Source organism: Rahnella sp. GSA61A (assembly GCF_019969905.1).
GTDB lineage: Bacteria > Pseudomonadota > Gammaproteobacteria > Enterobacterales > Enterobacteriaceae > Rahnella > Rahnella aceris.
The window spans coordinates 182,831-207,087 of sequence record NZ_JAHXYO010000007.1; the positions used below are offsets into that span (position 1 = coordinate 182,831).

A 24,257-nucleotide genomic window follows, 5' to 3' on the forward strand; every position below is an offset into this window, starting at 1 on the left:
TAACTGGCGTCGTCTGCACAAAAAATTTGAGCAGCCGTCGCCAGTTTCCTGTTTCTTTATCCTTCTTTGACCGTCAGCACATCCAGAGATTTCAGCAACCACATCATGTCAGTGGCATCCGCCACATTGATATACCATCGGGCTCCCCGTACATACTCATTATCATCCGGCCAGACGGTATTACCCGTAATGGTGATCAATAAATCCAGCGTGGCCCCTGTATTATCTTTCAGATGTACGGAAACACAGTTAAGCGAGCCCACCCGATGAGGTCGCATCGAGAGAAGCACTGGTGACTGCAGGCGCTTTCGGATATGGTCGCAGAGCGTCATAAGCTGACCATGATCAGTGACACCGATACGAGCCTCTCCCTGCGGTGGCACATCAAACATGACGGCCAGACTCACTTCATTATCCTTGACTACGGCAGGTGGTAACATTCCCAGTCGTCTCATACCGGCCTCGCCTCAATGAGTATTCCCCGGGCCTTATCAAGCTTTCGGGCAACGTGAAACGCCGCTTCCAGTTCAGTACAATGGTATTCATTCATCAGCGCACGCCGCTCCGCTTTTTCTTCTTTTTCTGTCATCCCGAGTGCCAGGTACAGGCTGGGCGGCACAGCCCTGAACAAGGCCTCCACCCTTTTGGCCAGGACCACACCTTCGGTATAGCAACGCGGGAGCTTGGTCGCCGACAACAGCATGGCTTTTTGCTCCATCGTGAGCTTTTTAAAGCGTGAAATTTGCTCAACCTCATCCGGGGGCATGGTCAGACACAGCCACCACTCAGCCATGTTGAGCATTTTTTCCGCCGTATCCGGGTAGTCTGCAAGGTTCTGGGTGGCCAGCCACAGCCAGGCGCCGAGCTTACGCCACATCTTTACCACCTTGGTCATGTAAGGCGACAGCAGCGGGTTCGTGGTCACAATATGGGCCTCATCGATAACCATATTGATTTCACGGTCAAGATACTGGTCACGTTCGGCAATGTTGTTCACCGTATTGACCAGGGCAATGACCGCCACCGCCATCTGCGCCTCATAGCCTTCGCGGGCAAGCGTTCCCAAATCAATCAATGTGACGTCCGCCTCCGGCCACGGCGTTCCTGGCCGGTTAAACAGCTCTCCCTCAAAGCCTTCGGTGAACATCCGCAGCGCTTCTGACATTTCTTCGGCACGTGCCCGCCGGCTGGCCGTTCTGCGTTCGCGGCCGTCGGCATCTTTTGAGTTATCGCGTGCGATATTTTCCAGCGCATGCATCAGATCCTCAGGCAACATTTGCCGGTTCTCATTAAAGGATGTGCGCGCCGCCGCGAGGATAGCTTCACGCAGCATCCCGCGATCGGCCCGCGTCATGCGGGCCTCCTCGGCCGCCTCCCCGCCGGTTACCATCAGACGCGCCGCAATTTCCATTTCCCCCAGGATGTCACGTTTTTCATCGTCTTCCTCATCGCCCGTGCTGGCATCAAGCTCTGGCAGGGCTGACTCATCAATGACCAGCTCATCGGGTGAGGCCTGGAGCAACAGATGGGCATCGGCGAAGGGGGCCAGCGAGACACCTTTCCCCGGCTTCACGCTGATTTTATTGACGGTCAGCCCCAGCGACTCACAGTAATCTGCAAACAACCCAAACGAGTTTCCCGCCTCCAGCAGGAATAACCGGGAACGGTGTACCGCCATCAGCTGAGACAGCGAAGCACAAAGCGTGGCCGATTTACCTGAGCCGGTTGGACCGAACAGCAACAGGTGCGCGTTCTGCGTGCGGTCATCTTTGTTCATCGGATCGAAGGTCAACGGAGCGCCGCCGCGGTTGAAGAAGGAAAACCCCGGATTACCGGTGCCGGTATCGCGGCCAAAAACCGGCAACAGGCAGGCAAAATGCTGCACAAACGTCAGCCGGCTGTACCAGTGGTTTTTATCCACCGACGGGTTAAAGCACATCGGCATGGCACGCAGATATCCGTTCAGCGGAGCCACATCGTGCTCAGGATTTACCGGTTGCAGCCCGGCATTGAGCAGTTTGGCACTGATATCGAGATAGCGCTTATCGAGGCTGTTAAGGTCGGGCGCGCGCAGGAGAAACGTCAGCGCAGACCGGTAAAGTTTATGCTGGTCGCCCAGGTATTCACGTGCTTTTTTTGCATCTTCACGGGCGCGGGTGGATTCAATATTTTCCCCCATAGCGTTACGGCCAAGGCGGCTGAATTCTTCTTCCAGCACGTCCTGCGGTTGCACAATCAGCGTCATAGCAATCATGGTTCCCTCCGGCATCAGGTCCATCAGGGTATTGATGTTCTCCCCCCGTCGGACTTCACCGGTCAGATGGCCCGTTTGCGGCGCGCGGCGTAAGCGTTCGACCGGCACGGCCTTATGAGCGACGTTATCAAACCACCACACGCCCCGCTCGGCATCGCTGCGCGGGCGAGTAAACCACAGGGTTTCGCTGAAATCATTCAGAATAGGCAGGCTGTCCGGTTCACCGTCGTCGTGCCGTGCGGCGCGGTAGAGCACCTCGGGAGCCACCCACTGTGGACTCGGATTAAACCAGCGCAGCAGCCAGCTGTGGATCTGCTCCCCGTTTTGTCGCTCACAGCGAATGCCGGCACCGGCCAGCGCCGAGGTCAGCCGGTCACACACCTGATTAAGCAGGACGGCCGGCGGCAGCGGATCACGGGCATTCTTCTCGACGTAACGATAAATAACCATACGCGTGCGGCGGGTCTGGCCACGCCAGGGCGCGCCGGTGACAATCTTGTCCTCAAAAAGCCCCTTCTCTACTGAAATGCTTTGCATGTGTCGTTCAGTTTCAGCCAGCCAGGCGCGGGTAAACGGCGTCCCCTGCGCCCAGGGTTTGACATACCCCCGAAGCTTATCCATATAGGCCGTCACATCAGTTTCATCCTGACAATAGAACTGCACTACCCACTGGTTCCCGTCGAGCTCCGGCAGGCTGTCCTGCAGCGCATCCTCCACTACGTCGCGGATTTCTTCCAGACGTTCGGCCGGACGCCCCTCCGTGCCCACCGGGATCACCTCAAACACGGCGCCGACGGAAACACCGTCATCGAGAAGCAGGCACCGCCCCTCCGGAAGATATTCGCCCCAGGGCATATAATCAATAATCGACGGCTGCAGGCTATAGGCTCTGGCCTCATCGCTGTGGGTGAACCGCCCCTCACGGCTGAACGGCTCATGCCCCTCAACCGCGAAGGGTCCGTTGCCACTAAGCTGTACGTCTGAGGTATCGGGTTGACGACGAAACAGTGAAAACATTACAACTCTCCCGTGCGTTCGCCCGGCAGGGCATATTGGATCTGGCTGTAGAACGGAAACACCGTGCTGTATCCCGGCACCGGCGCATTGCCATCGGCGATGTGCGGGTACACGTACATCACCATGTCTGGATTGGGCAGGCGTGGAAACGTCTGCTGTATTTCATTTTCCTGCGTTCGGCTGTAACTTTCCGCCACTTGCGTTGACGCGGTGCGTTCGCGATCGTTGAGCGTTCGGCGAAGCGTAGTGCGCCCTTCCCCGGTCGCGTGCGTCGTTGATGCACCATCATTCCACAACTCCAGCATGGTACTGTCGCCCGGGGGCAACATCGTGTCTTTACTGGTACTGCAGCCACTCAGCAGCATAAGTACCCCTGCATACATCAGAAGTGTTCTTCTCTTTTTCATTCGCCTACCCGCCTTTCTTGTAGAGTTCATCCGCTGAAGCAAAGTCCTGAAAACAACGCAGTAAAAATCTGTCCAGCGCCTTTCGCTGAAGCTCTCCTGTGACACGCGGGATCCGTAATGCCGCAGCGGGCAGCCAAAGCTGCGCCGCCGCAGGCGTCGGGTCATTGACCAGCGCGACCATCCAGCTTAGTGAATTCTTTTTGCGGGGGGCGACCGGCCCCGGTCCACGACAGCACCACCACATCGGTTGCAGCACGCCAGAAAACAGCAGCGCACTCACTTCCTTCGCACCAAAGCCTGCCACTGCCGGGGCATGACAAACGGACTGCCAGGGCGTGACCTGATGCGTGATGAGCGAGAGAAACAACGCCTGTGCTGAGTCTGAAACCATCCCGACATCCCCCCTTAATCAAGACCGGTACCGGCCTGGCTCAGGCTAAAGCCATAGTTCACCTTGCGGCCCTTCTCTTCATAATCAATGGCAAGCTGTTTGGTGATATGGATCGCCACTTTCATACCAGGCGGCACGTAAATGGCATCAAAGGTTTGGCCATAGCGGGCTTTCACCCAGTCCGCCGTATCCCGCATGCCCCCGGACAAGGCCTTGCCCAGCACGGCCTGCCCGGCATCCCCCGTCAGCGTAGAGGTCACCCCGCCATATCCGTTGGTCTGCGTGCTGTTCTGGTTCTGAGCTAGGGCATCACCCGCCGCGCTGCTGGCCCCCAGCGCAAAGAGCGTCGGCAGGTAAGTCGAGGCGTTGGATTTGCGCTCACCGGAAAGGCACGGAATACCGTTTTCATCAGACAGCCAACCAATACTGCTCGCACTCCCGTTGCTTTCGCCCTGGCCTCCACCCTGACTATCAGCCTGCCCGGCAGGCCTTGGCAAAGTGCGCACAGTACCGTCTGAAAATACAAACGTAATGCTTGTCACTGAGCCGCGCACGCACGACAGCGTCCAGTCCCCCGTCGCCGTACCGGATACGACAGCCCCCTGCACATCCGGCAGATCGATGCCGTTTGCGGTCAGGTTGTCTTTTCCTATTAGCACCTTGAAAGGGTAAGGGTCAGTCACTTTCCCATCGATGGGAACGCGGCCAAGCAGCGCGGTCATCGCCCGACTGCCGATTAAGGTAGAGTTCTCAGGCATGGTATACACCGGGTCTACCGGCCCTTCGGCGGCTTTATTGCCGCTCAACGTCTGGCCGGTATTCGTTTTGTTGGCCAGCTCCGCTTTCTGACGGGTAATGGCGTTATCGTCCATAAAAGAGGTGGCAAAGGAGAACCCGCTGGCGGTATTGGTGTTTCCCTCACCCACGGGTTTGCCGCTGGCATCGACGGCAACGCCGTCTTTCGGCTCAATCCACTGAAGCCCGTCGCTGCCTGCCGCGGGGGCGGGAGTGCCGCCACCCTCGAGGCCTAATCCCACAGGGATATCGCTGCCGACCGTGGAGGAATTTCCTGTCACCGTCTCCTGGGTACGGTTGCCTTTATCCTGCAACTGCTGCATGAGGCCGCCTATTTTCGACGTCAGATCCTGCACCTGATTCTTCAGTTGGCTCTGCTCCTTGTCAGCCACGGACTGCGCGTTGACCACCGCCTGATTAATGCGCTCATCGACGTTCTGGTTAGTCTGCTTAAGGTTCTTGTTTTCCTCCGCCAGGCTCTTATTGTCCGCATCGAGCTGATTTTGCCTTTTGGTCACCGTCTTCAGGCTGCCGACCAGCGTTCTCAGGGTATCCTGCGGCGTGTCCCCCTCGATGCCCATGGCCTTCATATCCTCCGGCGTCAGGTCAGGCACAACCGTTCCGGCCGTGGTCTGCGCTTTCTTCTCGCCACTGCCTGATGAGCAGGATTTGACGCCGATAAACACCGTGCCAAGGATGGCCAGAGGCACCATCAGTTTGACTAAACCATTGGATTTGATTTTCATTGACGGGAACTCCGCGACTTTTTGGCATGAACGGGCGTCACAGTTGGCTCGGCCAGGAAAGCCCCTTCCGGACGGCCTTCAACCACCAGATACAACACCGTGGTATCCTCCGGCGTCCCGGCATTTCCTAACCACCTGTGCTGGAACGTCGCCGACACAAATTGCCCGTCCAGTTCACGGGGATCGAGAATGACTTTTGCCGCCGACGTATTGCGTACCTGCAGAGCCACCACGCTGTAACCATTGAGGGTCCAGGCGGCCAGCGGGCTGACCATCACCGGCGCTGAGGGATAAAGGGTCGTAACCCGGGACGGTAATTTCAGGGCGACCGTACTGATGCCCGGCACCGCTTCAACCGTCCGCAGCGGTCCATAAAGGCTTTGCGCGGCATAGCGGGTCAGCACCACGGGTAGCGGCGCATTCAGCTTCGCGGGTTTACGTCGTTCTGTTGTCCCCTCCCCCTGAGTGGTTGCCGGCTGCCCGCTGCTGCCGGCACCGCTGACCTGGGTTTTATCGCTGGCAGAGGCTGACGACACCTCACCGTCATAGACCACCTGAACCGGCTCACGGGTTGCTTTCCCTGCCGCCGCGCTGACGTCGAGCAGGATAATTTCGCCGTTTTCCTTGTTCTGCAGCTGCAGGCGCGTCACAGGAAACGCGTCGGTGGCATCCAGATAGACCGCCCCCCCGCTGCTCTGTACCCGCAGCTTGCCGTTAAGGGAAGGTGGAAAACCCACCCGCACGTTTTTGTCCACGAACACGATCCGCTCCTGCCCCACGTTTAGCGGTATCTGCAGAGGGATCCGCTCCCACTTCATCAGCTCCACGGCATGGGCGACACCGACCGTTGCTATCAGTAACCCACCGGCTACCAGGATGTTTAATTTCACTGGAATACCCCCGTTTTCTTCTCCGGTGCCTGGACAGGCATCGCCTCCAGACGCTGCGGCACACCGTCATAGCAGTCCATGGCCAGCCCAAATGGATTACGCTCAGGGTCACCCTCCCAGCGGATCACCTTTATCGGATAACGCACCATCGCCCGCTTAACCGGTTCGGTGTGGTAATACTCGTCCGCCACCAGATCAAGGCGGGCCACCCATTCATCCTCGGATTTGATCTCCACGCTTTTACTGCTGTAACCGCGCTTCGGGATCTCGTAAACCACACGCACGCGGTCTTTGAGCTCGCCGCTGTTGGTGCGAAATTCGGCATCCTTGTTTAAAAAGTCCTGACAGGCAGGCGTCAGGAAAGGACTCATCTGGGCAATCTTTGCCGGATAGTCCACCTCACCGTCTTTGGGCCAGGCATTGAGCTGCTGGAAAATGTAAAAGGCAAAGCTGTACACCGTTGACGGCGGCACTTCCCACCATTTTTTGGTACTGCCCGACCGCAGATCGGGCGGATTGTGGATGGTCAGGTTACGGGGTGCCAGCATCCAGCCGGTGCTGGCTGTCAGCAGCGCGACAAACAACATGCCGCACACCAGCCGAAGGGTAAAAATATGGTTGTCGCGTGCGCTCACCGCATTGCGAAAACGGCTCATTGACTTGCTCCCCGTTTAACCGGGCGCGTACGCCGCAGCGCCCATGCCCGGCTGTGGACGATCAGCCCCCGAAAAAGCCCGGCGCGGGCGCGCAGCTCCTCCAGACGACGCCACAGATAGTTGTCCGGTTTTCCGCGCTTGTAATTGCTGACCCAGCGCCCGCCGATAAACACCACAATGATGGGCATAATCAGCATACAGGTCGGGATCGCAATCCAGCCGACTGCGGGGATGAAGACCAGAGGAAGAGAGACCGGAATACCGAGTACAAAACCCACCGTGGCCGCCAGAAGAAACTCTCCGGCGGTGAAGCCTCTCCAGACGACGGGCGGGGTATTCAGACGGTCAGGTAAAAACTCGATCACGGCCATACCGCCTCCTCAGATGATGTCGCTGGATTTGGTGACAAGCCAGATAACGACGACCAGCAAGATGACGCCGATAATCACGAAGGTGCCGAACTCCGTCCAGGTCGCCTTACCCTGACGGACGTGATGGAAGCAGCTGATTGCCGCATTAGCGACAACGATAAAGGCCACGGCCGCAATAATCAGACCGCCCAGCGTCAGACCGTCGCGCAAATAGCCTTTGATGGTGGCATAGGTACCGCTCCCCCCTCCTGATGAAGGCTGCTCAATGGGCGGCAGGTCAGCCAGGGCATTCCCGATATAAAAAAGGGTACTGCCTGCAAGCAGGGAAAGTTTGTTACTAAAAAATGTCATTAACTTCATTTAATTATCCTTACTTCAGTGGAAAAACAGGAAGAGTGTTACGAGTAGCAGAACTACCAGGCGGATGGCCGACTCCGGCAGCTTGCTCATAGGAATGGATTTGTCAGACACGCCGCGATAGGCCGTCACCAGCACCCAGGCAACGAACAGAAACAGCACAGCCCCCAGCAGACCTAAAATCAGCAAATTGAGAGCCGACGGCTCCATGCCGCCGCCGGTGCCGGCACTCCAGCCAGACTGCTGAGCAGAGGTCATAGACATCAGCGATCCTCCTCGCCGCGGTACTGGCCGGTGACTGACATCGGTATCGAAGGCTGAGCGCGGGAGGGTTCGAGATAACGCGCTATCCCTTGCTTCATTGTGGTGATATCTCGGGTCGCGCTGAGGTAATCGAAATAGAAACGGGCATCCTGACCATTCTGGTTGGCTACAACGCGGGCTCTGTCCAGGCCGGCCTGAACCTGATCAAGCTGACGCATCACCAGGGCCAGTTCGTCTTTTTCGGAAGCCTGCGTCGGGAACGAACTGAAGCTGCACATAGCCAGCAGCATTACGCAGAGTCCGGGGGTTGGGCGCATGACGCTCTCCTGTGTGTTTAAGGTTGCGGGGAAAGACTGACGCAACCAAACAGGGAGAGCAGCAGGAAAGTGTTTTCAGCGGTGCAAAAATTAAAAAAACGAATTTATGAGGGTTTTAGTAACGTAGTAACACTAAAGGGTTTTAATGTTAAATGAGATAAGAACTGCCAATCAAAATCTCATATCTGGCAGTGATACAGGGTTTCATGCAGCACATCAAATTCTAAGGAATAGGAAAAAAATGAGCATTTCAAATTATGAAGTTGAGTTTCAGAATGCAATCCAACGAACAAAAGATTGGGGCCTTTATGCACCTTCCTTCAACCCAAAAGAACGACGACTTTTTAATGATAAAGGACTAAGAAAACTGAATAAGCTTCTTCAAGAAAGCTTAGGAAAAATGCATCCCAAGGAAGTCTCGCAACAGTGCTTTGCCCTAAATTATTCCATGCAGGAACAACTTGAAGCTCTTTTGGGAACGGATCTGACTTACACTCTAGGATACGTTGAATATAATCAGCACAACGTATTTTACACCCCAGAAAACGAACTCGAAGCGCTTCTTGGCACACCAGTGTCAATGAGACCCATTAACCTTCATGCCTGGTTAACGTCCCCCTCTTATGAAATCATCGACCTTACCTTCGGTACAACGTACGGTGTAGTAAATAATGACCCGAGATGCTATGGCCTGATAAGCGCTCAACATCATTCACTTTTTACTAAGGACTTCATTCACCATCCACAGGTTGTAGGCGACGACTTCCTGTCAGCCATCGGGGGAGTACTGCAAGTTAATTGGGGTTAGTTTCTGATACCACAGGTCGATATTTAAACTTTGGGGGAAGCATTGTCATCGCTTCCCCAAAATTTCACAGTGCGCCTCCCGAACTTTCTCACCCTAATAACCGTCGCTATATCGCAGTTGTTGTTTGTAGAGTTTACGATTTTCCCGACGACGCTGATCGGGTGCTATCTGACCAGACATGTTCAAACAATGTTCCCGTCGCCTGACAATTGCTTCACGAACAGAATCATCCACCGTGAGATCGAGCACATCCAGCCAACGGCGTGCTGCGCGATGCCACCATCCACGCTCTTCAAGCATCTCAGCCTGATTATCCTTTAACGTCATGTTCATCTTAAAGATACTTCTTGAATGCGCCGGTCACGACCGTCAACACAAAACCCAACATTATCGCCGATGGTAAGAGCAGCAAATTAGGCCATACCGCCGTCGGCCACGCAAGATAGAGCATGCAGGGGCCGTACATTGCGGGTTTCACGTAGCGCTTCGCGTGGTGGTAAACAAAGCTGGACTCATACCCGGCGCCGTAGCGACGTAAATCCCGACGAACGAGGCCGTCAACAATGCCAATAACGCTTACCATGATAAATAGCGGTACTGACAACACCAGGATAGCCACGCGAATGGCGAAGATAATCGTTACATACACCGTGGCCTGGAAATATTCCCACAATGCCCTCGCCAGCCAGCTACCAGCCCGGCTAAGCGTCTCTACTGTACCGCCCTGACTGTGCACACTGCGCGCGGTGTTTACCCAGCTGATAAATCCGGTATCCACAAAAATCCATTGGTACGCCTGTTGTAACCACGCGCTAATCACCGTTACCGGCTGTGAGAGTATCAGGCTGCGGGTAAAGCCTTCAGACAAATAACCGCTTTCCGTTAGCATGACTTGTCGGCTGTGTTCGGCACCCTCACCCGCCCAGATAAAGGTCATGCCGGCATATTCGATAAGCAGGCTGACCAGAAGAGAGGCCAGTAATATCCCAATCACCTTCCAGGGCATCAGCCAGAACAGGGTAATGAACAGACCGGGCTGCTTGGGCGGAGCCGTCTGCTGTCTCTGCTGAACTTTCTCCTCGGCCATTATCCCTCCGCGGATGCAGCTAGGGCATCAGAAGGTAAGGCGCTGCCTGTCCACCAGGTTTCGCCGGTGCGATAATTCTGTTGCATGTATTCTGCGATGCGGCTGATGCTTTCCGGCATCAGTGGGTCGTTACCGCTCCCCGGTAACGGCATGCGGATTTTCCACAACCGCCCCCCTTCCAGCAGGGCAAATGCCTGCCCCTTAGGGAGGTTTATGATATCCGCCGGTGTGATCATCGGCATTCTGGCCAGCGTCACCTGATCCTGAACGTTACTGTTAAAATCGGTTCCCTCACCAGGGCGCGACACGTCGGTCACGCCGGAGGTGAGGGTTTTATTGTACACATCGACTTCTGGCAACTGACTGGTCAGCAGCTCCGCCGTGCTGTTCTCACGTACCCGCAGCATAATCAGGGAGTTGAAGTTACCGACAACCTGATTCGCCTTCGCACGGCTCCCTACGCGGGCCTCAATATCAGAGAGGGTTTGGGTGTACGCCGTCACCTGGATACCGGCACCGCCCCCCTTGTTGATAAGCGGGATGAACTCATCCCCCATCAGCTCATTAAACTCGTCGCAGTGCAGGTTAATGGGAACTTTCTTTTGCGTGGCGATGCCGGTTTCATCTGCCAGACCAAATTTATAAATGTGGCCGGCGACAGAAACCAGATCTGCAAACATGCTGTTGCCAACGGCCGATGCGACCTCCGAATCCGATAGTGCATCGAGGCCGACATACACAATCCCTTTTTTACGGATCACTTCCTGCCAGTCAAAGATGGGACGTTTATCGTCCATATCGTTGTAATCCGGAGCCAGCAGCGCCGCCGTCTTGCCCGTGGTCAGTTTCTCCAGCAGGGGCAACAGGGAGGCGACGATTTTATCAAAATAGGTCCGGTCATAGCGAACTGCGCTCCGCAGTCCGTCCAGTACCGGATCCCACAGTTTCTTCCCTTCATCCGTGCTCAATGTCATTTCAATGGCCCATACCCGCATCGCGTTGGCCTGTCCCTGCATGTTGCGCGGCAAGTCTTTTTCTTTGAGCATGCCCGAAGACAACAAATTCTCTACCTGCATCAGCAGGTGAGGCGCCTTCGAGGCCAGCATATTTTCTACGTAGGTTTCATAGAGCTCACCAATGTTGGTGACGTAACGCAGGATAAGCGTGTAGTCAGGACGCTGACCCAGTGCCACCAGCGCCCGGGTGATGATATTCACAAAACGCCAGGCGAATTCACGAAACGCCGCCGAGTTCCCCTCACCGGACAGCTGCCCTGCGACGCGTGAAGCTACTTCAGAGATGCGGCTAAAGCGGCCGATGGCGTTATACCGTGCGCTGACGTCTGGCCACCCCAGGTGAAAGACGTAAAATTCATTCTCCCGGCCCGCCCTGCGAGCCTCTGCATACATGCGTTTGAGCAAGTCTGCATCCCCCTTAGGGTCAAACATTACCGTGACATCACCTCGGCGAATGTCCTGCGTCACCAGCACCTCGGCCAGACGGGTTTTGCCCACGCGGGTGGTTCCTATCACCAGCGTATGCCCCACACGCTCGCCCAGGTCATACAGCACGTCACTCTCATCAGGTTCGACACCGTGATAAACAGGACTACCGCCCACCGGCGGTAAAGGCCGCGCAGGATTGAATATTGAGTCAGTTTGCGTCAGACGACACAGCCACGGCAGGCTGTATTCCAGCCGTTTCTCTAGGTCGCGAGCCATGCGATAGATAACGGAAGGCTGAACATAATGTTCCGCTTCAGGCCGCCTCGCCTCCAGCAGACGTTGCGTGTGTTTTTGCGTCCACTGAAATCCGCGTCCCAGGAACAAATACCGCTGGCTGACGGGGATTTGTCGGCTGCTCAGCTCATAGCGCGGCAACCGCTTAATATTGCGGCGGTAACGCAGGATACGCAGTCCCTGGCGTGTGCGTTGAAGAGCCAGCACGCCAAAGCCTGCGGCGGTGACCCAACTGACCGAAGGGGCCAGTGCAACAGCCCAGGGCGCCGTCAGACAGATGTAGGTTGCGCTCCAGGCGGTCCCTGCGGTGTACAACTCCACCGCAGGTCGCAAAAGGGACTCCATCACATAGCGGTCGCTCATTCAGGCCTCCTGTTGAACGGACCCTGTAGAAAGTTCTCCGAGGTCTTGCCCGATGAAGTCCGGCTGTTTGCCCGTAAATCCTGAAGTTTGCGAAGCAAGCTCCAGCCCTGGGCTGCGTGGCGAATGTGATCTACACCCTTCCAGTCAGGCGGGAGCCCGTTAGTCACAAACGCCAGTTTCAGCGATAAAAATGGCATGAAATGATCGGTTCTCCACCCGGCAGTCTCCTCCCGGGAAAGAAGCTCTGTACCCGACGTCAGATCCCAGTGATAACCCGCCTCAGGCTGACGACGAACTTCGCCTTGTAAAGCACGGTAAGCACCCAACAGTTCATCATCAAACACGTAGTGATTGAGGGTGACACCATGGAGATGTGTCAGTTGGCGGTCATAAAAAAGAACGCGAGCCAGAGCTGAACGATGGTTGCCGTCACTGCCAATATACCAATCCAGGCCGTTGTAGCTGTTGTAATACATTCCGGACTTTTTCGCCTTGGTCCCCAAGTAGTAATCCGGGTGCCGGTCCATCATCTGCATGTTCCGATCCATGAATTTACCTTTGAACAAAAACTCAAGCCAGGTCAGCCCCTGATAATCCGGGTGTTCAGTCCCTTTAACACAAAATACGTTAATACTTCCCCGGTCTGTCCAGTAGTTGTGCCGCACAAAATCCCCATACTTATGCAATTTTTCTGCATCCCAGGGAAGGATAATCTCGTCCGCCCAGTCGGGAAGGTTAGCCACCGTACGATCCAGAAATCCACTTCTGACTGCGTATCCATTTTCTTTCGTTTTGGCTTGCCAACAGGTTTTCGCTCGGGCTTCCGACAATAGTCTCAGCCAGCCACTTTCAATGCGTTTGAGAAACTCACTCATTGCTGCTTATTCCCCAGATTATCGCTACCCTTTCCCTCTCCCGCTTCTATCACGCTCACTACCGGTTTTAGTAATGACGCATTCATACTCCAGACGTAGCGCATTCCCTCCAGCAGCACGCTAAAGAGAAGGACGCACTTCCCTATTTGATTCATCAGGTAGTGATCTCCCAGAACCATTCTGGTCAAGTCAACAAGTTGTCCCACAGGAAGGAAAAGCCAGAAGCCGAACGCCGACGCACCAATTAAGAAGAAAGGCACTGCGACACACACCCGCCAAAACAGGCTTAGCCCATAACGAAATGGATCGACCATAAGGAATGCAAATGCTTCAAGACGACCAAAGCCCAGCTGTCGCAGTCGATTGAATTTTGAAATAAAGGATTGAGGGGATGTCATAACCGGTCTCTCACTGATCGATGTATTGCCAGCCGGCGTTACCGGACAGCAGTTTTAACAGACGATTGCCGCTGATAAGCGAAACGTCGGGTACGGCGCGCAACGCTTCGCGGCTGATCTCCCCGGTTCGCCCGGTATGGACAAAGAATCCCCGACAGCGCTCCTGACGTACCAGCGCCCCAAAGTCCAGGACATGCCCGGACGAAATGCAGCTGGAATAGCGTTTTGCCTGTATTAACCAGCGCTGGCCATTAATCCAGACCTGACCATCGACCCCGCCGTCGCCGCTGTAGCGGGCATTTCGCTTTATCCGACATCCCTGACGGGCAAACGCCGTCATAAGAATTTCTTCAAATACATAGGGATTGATTTTTCGAAGGTAAACCAGCCTGGCAGCGTCATCCCTCAACTGCGGGAGGCGGGCAAGGATACGCGCGGCCTGACGCTGATAACGCCGGTGGCGGCGCTGACTTGCCGTGCCGAAGAGAAACGGCAGCAGCATGAATGCCAGAGGAAGTAGCAGAACGCTTAACCAAAATCCCGGCACACCCTGCCGCAGGGCAGTGAGAAAATCGCCCCCCGTCAGTGCAGGACTCATTGTGCAAGCCCTTTCTCGGTAATGATCAGCGGGTAGTGGGTCAGCTGCAGACGGCGAGCCAGGTCGCTGCCGGAAACCGGCACCATTTCGCTTCCCGGGAGCAATGCCTGCAACGCCTTCAGGCGGTCCTGGTCGGCAACGTTCACCACAAATCCGGTGGCATTGAGACGCGTAAGCTCGCCCCCGCGCTGAGCCAGCCACTGCCTGGACAGGTCATCATCGCCGATAATAAAAACGGGCGGCATCCCGGAGAGGGTGAGCTTTCTGGGCGTCACGGCACCGGGTGAAAGCTCAGGCGTGCGGACGGGTAATGCAGACGCCACCGAGACCTGCGCGGGTGCCTGAGGCTGATCCACTGATTCCGGCGGCGTAAATTCACCGGGCTGGTCATTCACCGCATCAAAATAGGTATCCGTTGGTTTTCCCCCAAGGTCTCCCACCACCGTCAACGATGCATACCCCATCGTTGAACACCCCACAGCGCTCATCAATACCATCATTTTTAAGATTTTCATTTGGGCTCTATCCAGGTGAGTTGATTACTGGCCAGCGCCACCCCCTTCAGCGTCGTCGGCATCAGATATTGTGTGCCAGAGGCCTGCTGAACGGGGGCCAGGGTGTCGAGCTTACGGCGCACGATCGCTATATAGGTGGCCGCGGCTTTACCGCCGGCTGGATGGTGGTAACACCCAGCCGCTTTAATCCAGCTCCCCGGACTGGCGTCATAGCAGGTTCGCAGGATATTGGCCGCAACGCGCAGGTTAGTGTAGGGGTCGAAGGCTTCATAAAAGGAGGTAAACAGATGACCATTCCACCCCAGGTTGACCTGGGCAATACCGACATCAATGCGTTTCAGCGGGTATTTCCTGACAAATTGCAGCAGTGCCTGCCAGGCGGCTTCGCGGGATTCAAACCGATAGCCCTTGCCCGCCACATTAATTGTCCAGGGCCACGGACGTTCGCCATACGGAAGACGCCGGGAGCTTTCAGTCAGGGCCAGGGAATATAACGACTCCGCTGGCACCCGCGCCGCCGCCGCGATCTGATGGTAGGCAGGCGGAATTTGCTGAAGCGGCTGAACGCTTTTCGCAACGCCGCACATCGGCAGCAGCAACATTGCTGACATCAGAATGCGGCGAGTTGCCATCCGTTTTCCCCTTGCTGCAGGATCACCGGCATTTGCCCCTGACCATAAGTCAGCCACAAGCCGCGATCGTGATTCAGTGTGATTTGACGACTTCTGACCCGGTCCACCGGAATGTTGTGGCTGACCGCCCATTTGCGCACCGTGTCATCTTTGCCATCGCTGCCCACCAGGTAGATATCAACGGGGCGATTGTCCGCCAGGACGGCGGCGAGACGTGCATCACAGCGCTCACAGTTGTCGCGAACGAACAACGCCATGCGGCCGTTAGTGTCATGAGCAAGCCCGGAAGCGTTCCCCATATTGACCGACAGCGCATTAGGGTACAGACGGCTCCAGGCCGCGTTCACTTCCCGCTGAAACGCCAGCTCCTTTTCCGTGCGCTGGTATTCTTCTTTCACCCACAGTTCCGCGAGCCGACGGCGCTCTGAAACGCTATCGCTTTCCACACCCAGCGTGGTCAGTGGGTCAAGCCCCGGAGACTGGATCCCTCGCTTACCCTGTTTCAGTTGCTGATACTTCTGCCACTCTGTATCACTCAGCCCCCACTGCTGGGCTGATTGCTGTTGCTGCGACTGGAGAGACTTATCCTGAAGACTACTTGCGGTTGACGTGGTGCTGGTTGCGCTGGTGACGGTATCCGCTCTGGCGGCACCCGTTGCCAACAATATGAACAGCATTGCTACGCGACTGATTTTCATCACGACTCCTGTTTACTGCGCGCTGAGGCGCTGTGGTATACCGTTAACAGAGAACACTGCCTGATTGCCCTCAATGCTGCGCAGCTGCCATCCCCAGGCAGAATCGCCCGGCGACAAAAGTTGCATCTGAGATAAGTTCGTAGCGCCCTGCGGCGCAATGACAGCAAAATTCTGACCGCCCCGCTGCTCAATGCCCGTCAGGATAAACGGCGCAGCCAGTGGCACAGTTCTGGCTGACCGCAGAGACTTTTTTGAGGCACTGGTTTTATGTTTTTTTCCAGTGTTGGCCGCACCGCCTGAAGCGGTAGCGGGTGGTTTCTGAGCCTGGCTTGCTTTGAGGGCGTCAACAGTGGCTTTGAGGGAGGAAAACTCGAGTGCGCTCGCCTGACCATTATCAAGCTCATACTGCAGCGCTTTTTTCTGCTCACTGATTTGGCTGCCTAACAGGTCAATTTTTTTGTTCTGGTCAGCGATTTGCCCGTCCAGCACTTTACCGAGTTCACTCATTCCTTTCAGCACGCCGGTTCTTAGCGCAAAGCGTTCATCTTGCTCAGCAACGTGTTTTTCGAGCGCGGCCACTGACGATGAGAGCTGGCTGAGCTGGCCGCTGCGGAATGCGGCTTCGAGAGAGTTAACCCGAATGTCCATGTTGCTTAGTTGAAGATACAACACCACGCTGAGCACGCCCGGAGCAATAACACAGAGGGCAGCAACGCCGATGCCAGTACGTTTTAACAGTGCTGACTGACTCAGAGAGAAGGTCGAACGTCGAACGGCAGTGGCGTTTTGTTCACTGACGCTTTCACTTATAACGGGGTCTGGGACAGGTTCATGCTCTGGCAATGTTTCGGAGGTCATTGCACATCATCCTTTCAACTGTTCGGAAAGTTATAAGGTGCAAAACCGCAGGACGGAAGGCGATGCTTAACTCAATATCATTGTTTAAAAATTTCCAAAGTTAAGCTCCAAAACTTAACCTCAAAAACTAAAAGCTATGTAATTTTATTGTAAGAAGTGTTGGGTATTCGTAAGATAACTGCTTCTCAAAATTGCCCTTCCTGTTAGGGCCAGCATAGCAATATAAAAACCATGCATAACGTCAAGACGTATGATTCAATTCAAGCTTTTAGGGGACTTGCTGCATTAGCAGTGATGTTCTTCCACTTCAGATGGCTCATAAACAATGAATTCCCTAATACCGGAGATTATCTTTTTGGGTGGGGAGCAATCGGCGTTGACTTATTTTTTATTATCAGCGGATTTGTCATCACACTGTCTGCACAAAAACTAGACACTGGAGTAAGCGCATCCTTGACCTTTATTAAAAGTAGATTAAAAAGGATAATGCCGACCTACTTTATCATTCTTCTGGTAGTTTTCATATTATCTGGCGGCATGAGTATATTTCATTATTCAGAAAAATTAGCTAATTTGGTCAGCGCGCTAACCTTCCGCCCAATATATACCTCTAACGCACCATTCTATATTAATGACAGCGGCGTATATGGTGTAAGATGGACGTTAAATTACGAGATTTATTTTTATTTAGTTTCCTCACTCTGTCTTTTAACTAAAAGACCTTTATTATGTTTACTATCATTTTTCATAACTGCACTTGTTATTATACCCGTAATATGTGGACAACAATTCACTTTATCCTCTGAAGGGTATCAATTCAATAATCCTTACTTAAATCTTCTCACAAATCCAATAAGTTGGATGTTCATTTCCGGTGTACTTATTGCTAAATTAGTACCACTCGCCCAACGCTTACCGGCCACACTAAGAGTAACCTACTTAGCATGTGTTACCCTCTATACCGTATATAGCTTGTTTTTCCTTAAGCAAATTGGTCACGGGTTGTTATCATCAGGCTTTGCTCTGATATTACTTATGAGTGGGGTGGTTATGAATGACGCATGGTTGAGACGATTCACCCCGAGATGGTTAATTTTCATTGGAAACATTTCGTACTCACTGTACTTAATCCATACATTAATGAACACAGGCCTTGGGAAACGGCTTGCGTGGACTGGTCTTAGTGACGGTGTAAGTGGGTTTGTGATTTACTCGGTTATTTCATTGATATTAGCAACTATTTCACATCGATACATTGAAACGTTATTTTTCAGCAGAAGTAAAAAAGGGAATAAAAATAGAAAAACAGATGGTTTAATTGCCGACAAGTGAAGTCGGCAAATATTAAAAAAGCCTCCTACATGATAGTCAGGAGGCTTTTTTTATTGTCGAACACAGGATGCCACTGCGGCATAGCATGAAGGCTTCCCTTGATTATTTGGCGTTGTTATTACCCAACGATTCCCAGGGTTATCTGCATAATTTGAGTCTGGAGAGTTGTAAGACCCACCTTCAGTCCACTTCGTCAGTTGATATCCTCCAGAAATTAATTTAGTTCCTGCCGGACAAGTCGCGTAAGCCGCTGTTAGGTTAGTACACGCAGATGGGCTAATCACTGTTTGAATGTCAAATGCTGGAGTTTGACGTTTCCACACTCCTGATTGACATGAAAGCAAGGCCCCAGTGGAATCATGACTAACACCTCCCGCATCACATCCCCAACCCTCATTGTTTATTTGGTCAAGCTGTAGGATCCCACCAGCAGAAAGACGGTCATCTGCACGAACGCTCCCCCCTCTGACCTGCCCACCAGTGTAGATATTTTTATCATTGATGGCTCGTACCCAGTCATTATCAGTCATAGCAAAACCACCTCCATGTGTTTCATTGAGCCAACCTTTATTGTCTCTGGTTATCAGCCACCCATTATTACTGCGGATATCACTGCCAGCGGTGATGGCGTTTCCCGCTGTAACACTATTGTTGGCTGTTACGTTGGAAGTTGCATTCACATTCCCCCCCTGAACTGTACCGGCAGCAGTAACATTGCCACTAAAGATTCCCGTCTGCGCGTTGACCGTATTGGTATTGTTGAGGTTATTACTCCCCATATCAATGCTCGTATGCATGCGGTTCAGGTCAGGTTTTCCTGTCACCGAAAAACGGTACAGGCGGTCACTCTCCTCCCGGGCCACACCCAGTTCATCAGAAGGGATAAGCGCCCCGACGTGCCCGCTGGACGAGCTGACGCCAAAGCTAGCTAAAGGCACGCTCCAGCTCTCCATCGCGCCGGTCACATTGGTACTTTTCCAGACGTACGCCCCCAGGCCATCAATATCGACAGAGATCTGTCGCAGTGCGGCATACGGTAGACTTTCTCCGCCCTGGGTGATCACCAGTGCCTGCAGTTGGTCAGTGTTCGTCGCATTGCGCGTGACAGCTGCACTGATCTGCTGCCCGTCAGCCGTGGTATTACTGAATCCGGGTTCGATAAGCCCCGTATTTTTAAGCATCTGTGGCGTAATAATCACCGGTGCAGTGGTTCCTGCCGCAGCCAGAAGAGTGTCATAGTAGCGGCCCACGTAGGTTTTCACCGACGTTCGGAAGCGGGTCAGCTGGGATGCCGTGACCTGCCAGCCGCGTTGCTGGATATAATCGTTGTAATACCCCATGGACCACACAGCCACCGCCAGGAGGATAAGCAGTCCGATACCGGTACTCATCACCGTCCAGCCGCGGTCAGCACGTTTAGAATTTGTCGACATACGTCACCACATGAATAAAGGATCTGAAACGTTAAGCGCCATGCACAGCAGCGCCCCGTAACCCAGCCACGGTCCCAGGGGACCACCGCGGGAGGCCTCCCGCGATCCGGCGTGCCAGAGAATAAAACCGACCAGCCCCACCATGAGAGTAAACAGCGTGAGGGGTGAACCAAACCAGGCGCCCAGACCTGCAGCCAGCCAGACGTCGCCCAGCCCAAGCACTTCCCGCTGAGCGAGACGCTCTCCCAGAATGCGGATGAGCCACCCGAAGCTGAACAGAATGAGGGACGTTAACGCATGGGCAGGAAGACACTGATTACCCCAGGCAACGCAAAAACCTGCGGCAGTAAACGGCCAGGTAAAATCCCGAGGTAACCATCCCGTCAGGGCGTCGATGAGGCTCATCCGAAAGATAAATACGACAAAAAGAACCGACGTCATCAGCTCAAACGGTTTGCTGAGTGAAGACAACATGACTATTGCGCACAGGGCAATGGCGTGAAGCCAGATGTGCTGTTTGATAGAACGCGCATCAGTTTCAGAAAATGCCTGATGCCCGTAATCCTTCATCACGTCCGTTACCTGAGCGCTCTCAGAACGCAAGAACAGTAGTGCAAGGCAAAACAGCGGGAGCGACAGCGGCCAGGGGCCCACTATCGTCAATACTGTGACAGGTTCGGTCATATGACTATTCCCTTTTCCTGTTTCAGGATCCGTTTGTAGATGGCATAAATACGGTTGGCGTAGGACTCACGCGTTTCATGGCGGTCTTTACGAAAACCGGCATTGTAGGAGCCCAGACAGTTCCAGCTGATGCCACAGACCTGAAAATGTGACGCCAGAATCCGCGTTCCGATTTGCACATTGAGACAGGGGCGCGTCAGGAGATCGCTTTTTTGAGTGATCACCCCGTCGCGAATAAGCTCCGGGATATGCGTTGAGTTGACCTGCATCAGCCCGTAATCCTCACTCAGGGCACGGCCGGTCCGTTTGTCACGGTTAATGTTAATGGCGGAGGGATTCAGGCTGCTTTCTCCCCGGGCAATGGCCTTTAACAAAAGAGGATCGATGTGGTATTTGGCACCGGCCGCATCAAAACAAAATGCGGCCGCCGGCTGGCACACGAACAGAAGCAGGAAGAAAAGAACGCGTGCCATGCACTTTTACCCGTTAACCGTAAAAGTCAGCGTGTTCTGCCCCGTACCACCGCTGTCCTTGATGCACTCCTTGGTCGCCGTTTCAGCAGACACGTTGCCGTCAGTGTGCGCAGAACTGTTAATGCTCATGCTGGTATACGCACCGTTACCCATCTGCTGCGCGATAGAAATGCAGGCATCCTGCGGGATTTTGGCTGAAGACAGGGAGAATCCGTTGTTGAAACCATTGGCCGCGACAGGCGTAATTACCACCTGACCACCGAAGGTGTTGGTCATTGTGGCAGTCCCTGAGGTTTCGTCACCCTGAATGGTCATGCCCTTGGCCCCGCCGGCAGCAATCACGGTGCCGGTCATTGTGGCTGCGCTGGTGAAGTTATACCCACTCGTTTGTTTAAAATTGCCCCGGACATAGGTGATGATGCTTTGGTAATTCGTGACCTCCATGGCCACATCCTTCTGCGTCCACAACCCCCACAGCATACTGACGACGTACACGATGGCAATGATGGCCAGGATGCCGAGCGTTCCATTTTCGATAATGCCCCACCCGCGATGAGGCTGACGACGAACGGAAAGGGATAACGGATTAGCTGACATAAGAGTTCCTTTAATGAGGAGAAGTGTGGGTCATGTCCTGAATTTGCATCACCATGCCCAACATGAGTAAGAAGAAAGTGATTATCAGAAACAGAGAGAAAAGTTTTGCGATATTGGCGCGCTGGCCAACCACTACCAGCACCTGCTCAAGCCAGCGGTCAGCGTAGCGACTGATAAGCGTGGATGCGCCGTCGCCCTGTCCCAAAATCGACAGGTAGTTGGCCGCTTCCTGACTGGGGAACTGGTATCCGCAATCGCGCAGCGACCTGCCAAGGCCGCTGCCCATCTTGATACCGTCCATCACGGCACTAAGCCGCTCACGTAGCCAGGGGGAGCCAAAATCATGCAATATTCTGACGGCATCAAGATGCGGCACGCCCGCCTCAAGCAGCGCAGAGATGTTCATGAGAAAAACGGCGCCCTGCAGATCCTTGTAAATGGACCATGGCATCAGCCGGTCGGCCAAGCGACGCAGCCGGCCACGCCAGCGCGGCAGTGACCAGAACACGAGTCCCACTAATGCCACGCAACCAATAGCAGCCACGCTGCCGTAAGCCGTTGTGAAGGCCGACACCTGGTTCATGAATCCGAGGGAGCCCGTCCAGGACTCAGGGGGAGACAGTTTGCTGAGCGTCGGGATAATCAGCCGGTTATTGACTGTCAGCAGGCCGGCGCCCAGGGAGAGCAGTAAAACCGGGTAGACGGAGGCCATCAGTACCTGTGCCATAATCCGTCGCCGGGCGACAATCAACTTGTCGGCTTGCTCAAGAGAGCGAGGCACGCTGCCGCTGCGGATACCGGCACTGATAAGCGCGGCCTCTTCCCGCGGAACCCAGGTAGCGAGCACGTCGGGCAGAGAATGGCCAGCACTGTTATCGGCAAGCGCTTCAAGGCAATCTTCCACCAGTTCGATATAAGGATGCCAGCGGCGGCCAAAATCGGTATGCACTTCCCCGATCATCGTCAGCGCCTCTTTGAATGATTTCTTGTTTTCCAGCAGAAAACGCAGCGTCTCGTAAAAGGGTTGACGGTATCTCCCGGTAAAGGTCCTGCGCACGAGCTCGTAACGTACACGTTCTAACAGGCTCATCTCCTGCGCACGGTAGGTCACGGTTGAATACTCAGACATGGGGCACCTCACAGGCGAGCAGCTCATCTTCATCGAGCGGACACACGAGATCGCCGTCAAGCGGGTCCACAAGCCCTTCGGCCAGGCGTCTCAGAAGATGTGTGCGCCGGCTTATCCCACCCAGATGCTGCAACCAGTATTGCCGCGCGACGGAGGTTCCGTGAGACAGTAACAGGCTCATAAAACGGGCATCGGGTCGGATCACTTCGGCCAGCACGGTACGGCCGGTCACGCCGCGGCTCACAATTCGACCGGTAAGCTCGACCTTTTTCTGACAATGCTCGCAGCCGTCGGGGTGACGAAACCAAAGCTGCTCCGGTGCGCAAACGTCGGGTTCATTGCAGTATTTCTCCAGTCTTTCCCTGATATGCCCCGCAAGCGTGGGGGCCTTCTCAGACCAGGGCACGCGGCAATGCGGACACAGAGTCTGAACCAGCCGCTGACTAAGCAGCCCAACCATGATTTGCGGATCGGCAATGAGCTGAATATTGACACCCATCGAACCAATACGGGGAATAGCACCGGCCGCGCTGGGCGCGTGGAGAGTATCGAAAACGGTATGGCCAGACTCGACGGCGTGGACAGCCGCCATTACGGAATTACGCTCCTGCATTTCACCGATCACGATACTGTCCGGATCGGAGCGAAGTGCGGCAGCATTGGAATCTTCCCAGGCCTCCACCACGTGTTGCCGGGAACTGCTTTCGGGCGTCACTGAGGTTTGTATAGCCCCGGCGATGCGACCCTCAACGGGAAATTCGATGGTCAGCAGGCGTTTTTTACCTCCCGTACGGTCAAGCCAGAGACGGCAAAAGGTGCGCAGTGTCGTACTCTTTCCTGACCCCGTTGGCCCCGTCAGCGTCACCATGCCTTCCGGTATTCTCAGGATTTTTTCTATCAGTGCCCGCTGCTCGGGTAAAAACCCAAGTTGTTCCAGGGTAGGCACTTTATCGCTGTCATCGGGAATAATACGCAGCACCACGTACAGACCGTCCGGCGTCGGCATATGCTGATAACGCGCGCCAAACACCCCGGCGCGGCGGGCATACTCCGAGCCTACCCTGCCTTTTTGTGCAACCTGCTCAAGGAAATCAGTCGAAAGCAAATCGCACATGGAGCGGTAAATCGTCGACACCAGGGACAGGCCTTCGTCATAGGTCAGCTCATCAATGACCTCGAGCTCACCGTGTATGCGCATTTCAATAATTGTGAGTTTTTCATTTTTACTTAAGGTCAGGTGAATATCCGAGGACAACAGCTGCCCCGCAGCCGCCATATAGGTCAGCACCTTTTGCTGGGTGGTACTGAGATCCTGCATTTGCGGACTGATAGATAGCACGCTGCGCCCGGAGTTTACCTGCCTGTCCCGCCGCGCGTTGAGCTCGCTGAGGGACACAAACTCCTTCGTGGCCAACGGGTACGCCTTGACCTTATCCATGACCCAACGCTGCACCCGCGGGTCGGTACGGCGGTTGGTGTCAATCACCAGCCTGACGGCCCCATGACTGTCGGGAACCTCCTCAGCCAGCACAAAATCCATAATTTCACTGTCCGGTTGCATGGTTTTTCCTTA

The 24,257-nt window shown here is 54.6% G+C and carries 29 protein-coding genes; 2 read left to right on the forward strand and 27 right to left on the reverse strand.

Features of this window, described 5'->3' with window-relative positions; genetic code table 11:
* Positions 1–56 precede the first annotated feature (56 nt).
* The 11 genes from LC431_RS11715 to LC431_RS11765 are packed head-to-tail and all read right to left on the reverse strand — an operon-like array spanning position 57 to position 8,465.
* The gene (locus tag LC431_RS11715) at positions 57–407 is read right to left on the reverse strand and encodes a hypothetical protein (RefSeq protein ID WP_370633811.1); all 351 of its coding nucleotides are present in this window, start codon (positions 405–407) and stop codon (positions 57–59) included.
* Positions 408–451: 44 nt separating this feature from the next.
* Positions 452–3,271 carry a conjugative transfer ATPase gene (locus tag LC431_RS11720; protein ID WP_060435727.1) on the reverse strand — a complete coding sequence of 940 codons (2,820 nt, stop codon included), beginning with the start codon at positions 3,269–3,271 and terminating at the stop codon, positions 452–454.
* Positions 3,271–3,678 (reverse strand): TIGR03751 family conjugal transfer lipoprotein, encoded by a 408-nt coding sequence (locus LC431_RS11725; protein ID WP_060435728.1) that lies wholly within the window; start codon positions 3,676–3,678, stop codon positions 3,271–3,273. Before LC431_RS11725 ends, LC431_RS11720 begins: the two co-directional genes overlap by 1 nt.
* Before the next feature lie 4 nt (positions 3,679–3,682).
* Entirely contained in the window at positions 3,683–4,069 is a 387-nt protein-coding gene (locus LC431_RS11730) for a hypothetical protein (protein ID WP_060435729.1), read from the reverse strand.
* Positions 4,070–4,083: 14 nt separating this feature from the next.
* The gene (locus tag LC431_RS11735; RefSeq protein ID WP_223509863.1) at positions 4,084–5,610 is read right to left on the reverse strand and encodes a TIGR03752 family integrating conjugative element protein; all 1,527 of its coding nucleotides are present in this window, start codon (positions 5,608–5,610) and stop codon (positions 4,084–4,086) included.
* Complete coding sequence (locus tag LC431_RS11740) at positions 5,607–6,500, reverse strand: TIGR03749 family integrating conjugative element protein (RefSeq protein WP_060435731.1); 894 nt, start codon at positions 6,498–6,500, stop codon at positions 5,607–5,609. Before LC431_RS11740 ends, LC431_RS11735 begins: the two co-directional genes overlap by 4 nt.
* Positions 6,497–7,156 (reverse strand): PFL_4703 family integrating conjugative element protein, encoded by a 660-nt coding sequence (locus LC431_RS11745; RefSeq protein ID WP_060435732.1) that lies wholly within the window; start codon positions 7,154–7,156, stop codon positions 6,497–6,499. The genes LC431_RS11740 and LC431_RS11745 overlap by 4 nt, the downstream gene beginning before the upstream one ends.
* Positions 7,153–7,527, reverse strand: a complete 375-nt coding sequence (locus LC431_RS11750) for a TIGR03750 family conjugal transfer protein (protein ID WP_060435733.1) — start codon at positions 7,525–7,527, stop codon at positions 7,153–7,155. Before LC431_RS11750 ends, LC431_RS11745 begins: the two co-directional genes overlap by 4 nt.
* Before the next feature lie 9 nt (positions 7,528–7,536).
* Positions 7,537–7,887 (reverse strand): TIGR03745 family integrating conjugative element membrane protein, encoded by a 351-nt coding sequence (locus LC431_RS11755; RefSeq protein WP_060435734.1) that lies wholly within the window; start codon positions 7,885–7,887, stop codon positions 7,537–7,539.
* Positions 7,888–7,902: 15 nt separating this feature from the next.
* A complete protein-coding gene (locus tag LC431_RS11760) occupies positions 7,903–8,148 on the reverse strand; it encodes a TIGR03758 family integrating conjugative element protein (protein WP_060435735.1) in 246 nt (81 codons plus the stop codon).
* Positions 8,148–8,465 carry an RAQPRD family integrative conjugative element protein gene (locus LC431_RS11765; protein WP_060435736.1) on the reverse strand — a complete coding sequence of 106 codons (318 nt, stop codon included), beginning with the start codon at positions 8,463–8,465 and terminating at the stop codon, positions 8,148–8,150. The genes LC431_RS11760 and LC431_RS11765 overlap by 1 nt, the downstream gene beginning before the upstream one ends.
* 241 nt (positions 8,466–8,706) lie before the next feature.
* On the opposite strand from LC431_RS11765, the gene LC431_RS11770 reads away from it, so the two are divergent.
* Positions 8,707–9,273 (forward strand): hypothetical protein, encoded by a 567-nt coding sequence (locus LC431_RS11770; RefSeq protein WP_072270524.1) that lies wholly within the window; start codon positions 8,707–8,709, stop codon positions 9,271–9,273.
* Between the two features lie 93 nt (positions 9,274–9,366).
* On the opposite strand, the gene LC431_RS11775 is transcribed toward LC431_RS11770, so the two are convergent.
* Genes LC431_RS11775 through LC431_RS11820 form a run of 10 tightly spaced genes read right to left on the reverse strand, consistent with a single transcriptional unit; the run spans position 9,367 to position 17,036 of the window.
* Positions 9,367–9,600, reverse strand: coding sequence for a PerC family transcriptional regulator (locus LC431_RS11775; RefSeq protein WP_072270533.1), 234 nt, complete (start codon positions 9,598–9,600; stop codon positions 9,367–9,369).
* A 7-nt stretch (positions 9,601–9,607) separates the two neighbouring features.
* Positions 9,608–10,360, reverse strand: a complete 753-nt coding sequence (locus tag LC431_RS11780; protein WP_060435738.1) for a TIGR03747 family integrating conjugative element membrane protein — start codon at positions 10,358–10,360, stop codon at positions 9,608–9,610.
* On the reverse strand, positions 10,360–12,462 hold the full coding sequence (traD, locus tag LC431_RS11785) for a type IV conjugative transfer system coupling protein TraD (protein WP_223509865.1): 2,103 nt from the start codon (positions 12,460–12,462) through the stop codon (positions 10,360–10,362). The genes LC431_RS11780 and traD overlap by 1 nt, the downstream gene beginning before the upstream one ends.
* Positions 12,459–13,337 (reverse strand): hypothetical protein, encoded by an 879-nt coding sequence (locus tag LC431_RS11790; RefSeq protein ID WP_223509866.1) that lies wholly within the window; start codon positions 13,335–13,337, stop codon positions 12,459–12,461. Before LC431_RS11790 ends, traD begins: the two co-directional genes overlap by 4 nt.
* The gene (locus tag LC431_RS11795; protein WP_223509868.1) at positions 13,334–13,735 is read right to left on the reverse strand and encodes a hypothetical protein; all 402 of its coding nucleotides are present in this window, start codon (positions 13,733–13,735) and stop codon (positions 13,334–13,336) included. The genes LC431_RS11790 and LC431_RS11795 overlap by 4 nt, the downstream gene beginning before the upstream one ends.
* Positions 13,736–13,745: 10 nt before the next feature.
* On the reverse strand, positions 13,746–14,333 hold the full coding sequence (locus tag LC431_RS11800; protein WP_223509869.1) for a restriction endonuclease: 588 nt from the start codon (positions 14,331–14,333) through the stop codon (positions 13,746–13,748).
* Positions 14,330–14,848 (reverse strand): integrating conjugative element protein, encoded by a 519-nt coding sequence (locus LC431_RS11805; RefSeq protein WP_223509871.1) that lies wholly within the window; start codon positions 14,846–14,848, stop codon positions 14,330–14,332. Before LC431_RS11805 ends, LC431_RS11800 begins: the two co-directional genes overlap by 4 nt.
* The gene (locus tag LC431_RS11810) at positions 14,845–15,480 is read right to left on the reverse strand and encodes a transglycosylase SLT domain-containing protein (protein WP_370633813.1); all 636 of its coding nucleotides are present in this window, start codon (positions 15,478–15,480) and stop codon (positions 14,845–14,847) included. The genes LC431_RS11805 and LC431_RS11810 overlap by 4 nt, the downstream gene beginning before the upstream one ends.
* On the reverse strand, positions 15,459–16,178 hold the full coding sequence (locus LC431_RS11815; RefSeq protein ID WP_223509872.1) for a TIGR03759 family integrating conjugative element protein: 720 nt from the start codon (positions 16,176–16,178) through the stop codon (positions 15,459–15,461). The genes LC431_RS11810 and LC431_RS11815 overlap by 22 nt, the downstream gene beginning before the upstream one ends.
* A 12-nt stretch (positions 16,179–16,190) precedes the next feature.
* The gene (locus tag LC431_RS11820; protein ID WP_223509873.1) at positions 16,191–17,036 is read right to left on the reverse strand and encodes a plasmid transfer protein; all 846 of its coding nucleotides are present in this window, start codon (positions 17,034–17,036) and stop codon (positions 16,191–16,193) included.
* Between the two features lie 231 nt (positions 17,037–17,267).
* Between LC431_RS11820 and LC431_RS11825 the strand changes: the two genes are divergently transcribed.
* A complete protein-coding gene (locus tag LC431_RS11825) occupies positions 17,268–18,368 on the forward strand; it encodes an acyltransferase (protein ID WP_223509874.1) in 1,101 nt (366 codons plus the stop codon).
* Between the two features lie 50 nt (positions 18,369–18,418).
* Here the strand turns inward: LC431_RS11825 and pilV are convergent, their stop codons facing one another.
* The 6 genes from pilV to LC431_RS11855 are packed head-to-tail and all read right to left on the reverse strand — an operon-like array spanning position 18,419 to position 24,245.
* On the reverse strand, positions 18,419–19,801 hold the full coding sequence (pilV, locus tag LC431_RS11830) for a shufflon system plasmid conjugative transfer pilus tip adhesin PilV (RefSeq protein ID WP_223509875.1): 1,383 nt from the start codon (positions 19,799–19,801) through the stop codon (positions 18,419–18,421).
* Positions 19,802–19,804: 3 nt separating this feature from the next.
* Positions 19,805–20,485: an A24 family peptidase gene (locus LC431_RS11835; RefSeq protein ID WP_223509876.1), complete on the reverse strand. Its 681-nt coding sequence runs from the start codon at positions 20,483–20,485 to the stop codon at positions 19,805–19,807.
* Positions 20,482–20,958: a lytic transglycosylase domain-containing protein gene (locus LC431_RS11840; RefSeq protein WP_223509877.1), complete on the reverse strand. Its 477-nt coding sequence runs from the start codon at positions 20,956–20,958 to the stop codon at positions 20,482–20,484. The genes LC431_RS11835 and LC431_RS11840 overlap by 4 nt, the downstream gene beginning before the upstream one ends.
* Positions 20,959–20,964: 6 nt before the next feature.
* Entirely contained in the window at positions 20,965–21,555 is a 591-nt protein-coding gene (locus LC431_RS11845) for a type 4 pilus major pilin (protein WP_223509878.1), read from the reverse strand.
* 10 nt (positions 21,556–21,565) lie between these two features.
* Positions 21,566–22,684, reverse strand: a complete 1,119-nt coding sequence (locus LC431_RS11850; RefSeq protein ID WP_223509879.1) for a type II secretion system F family protein — start codon at positions 22,682–22,684, stop codon at positions 21,566–21,568.
* The gene (locus tag LC431_RS11855; protein ID WP_223509880.1) at positions 22,677–24,245 is read right to left on the reverse strand and encodes a GspE/PulE family protein; all 1,569 of its coding nucleotides are present in this window, start codon (positions 24,243–24,245) and stop codon (positions 22,677–22,679) included. Before LC431_RS11855 ends, LC431_RS11850 begins: the two co-directional genes overlap by 8 nt.
* Between the last annotated feature and the right edge of the window lie 12 nt (positions 24,246–24,257).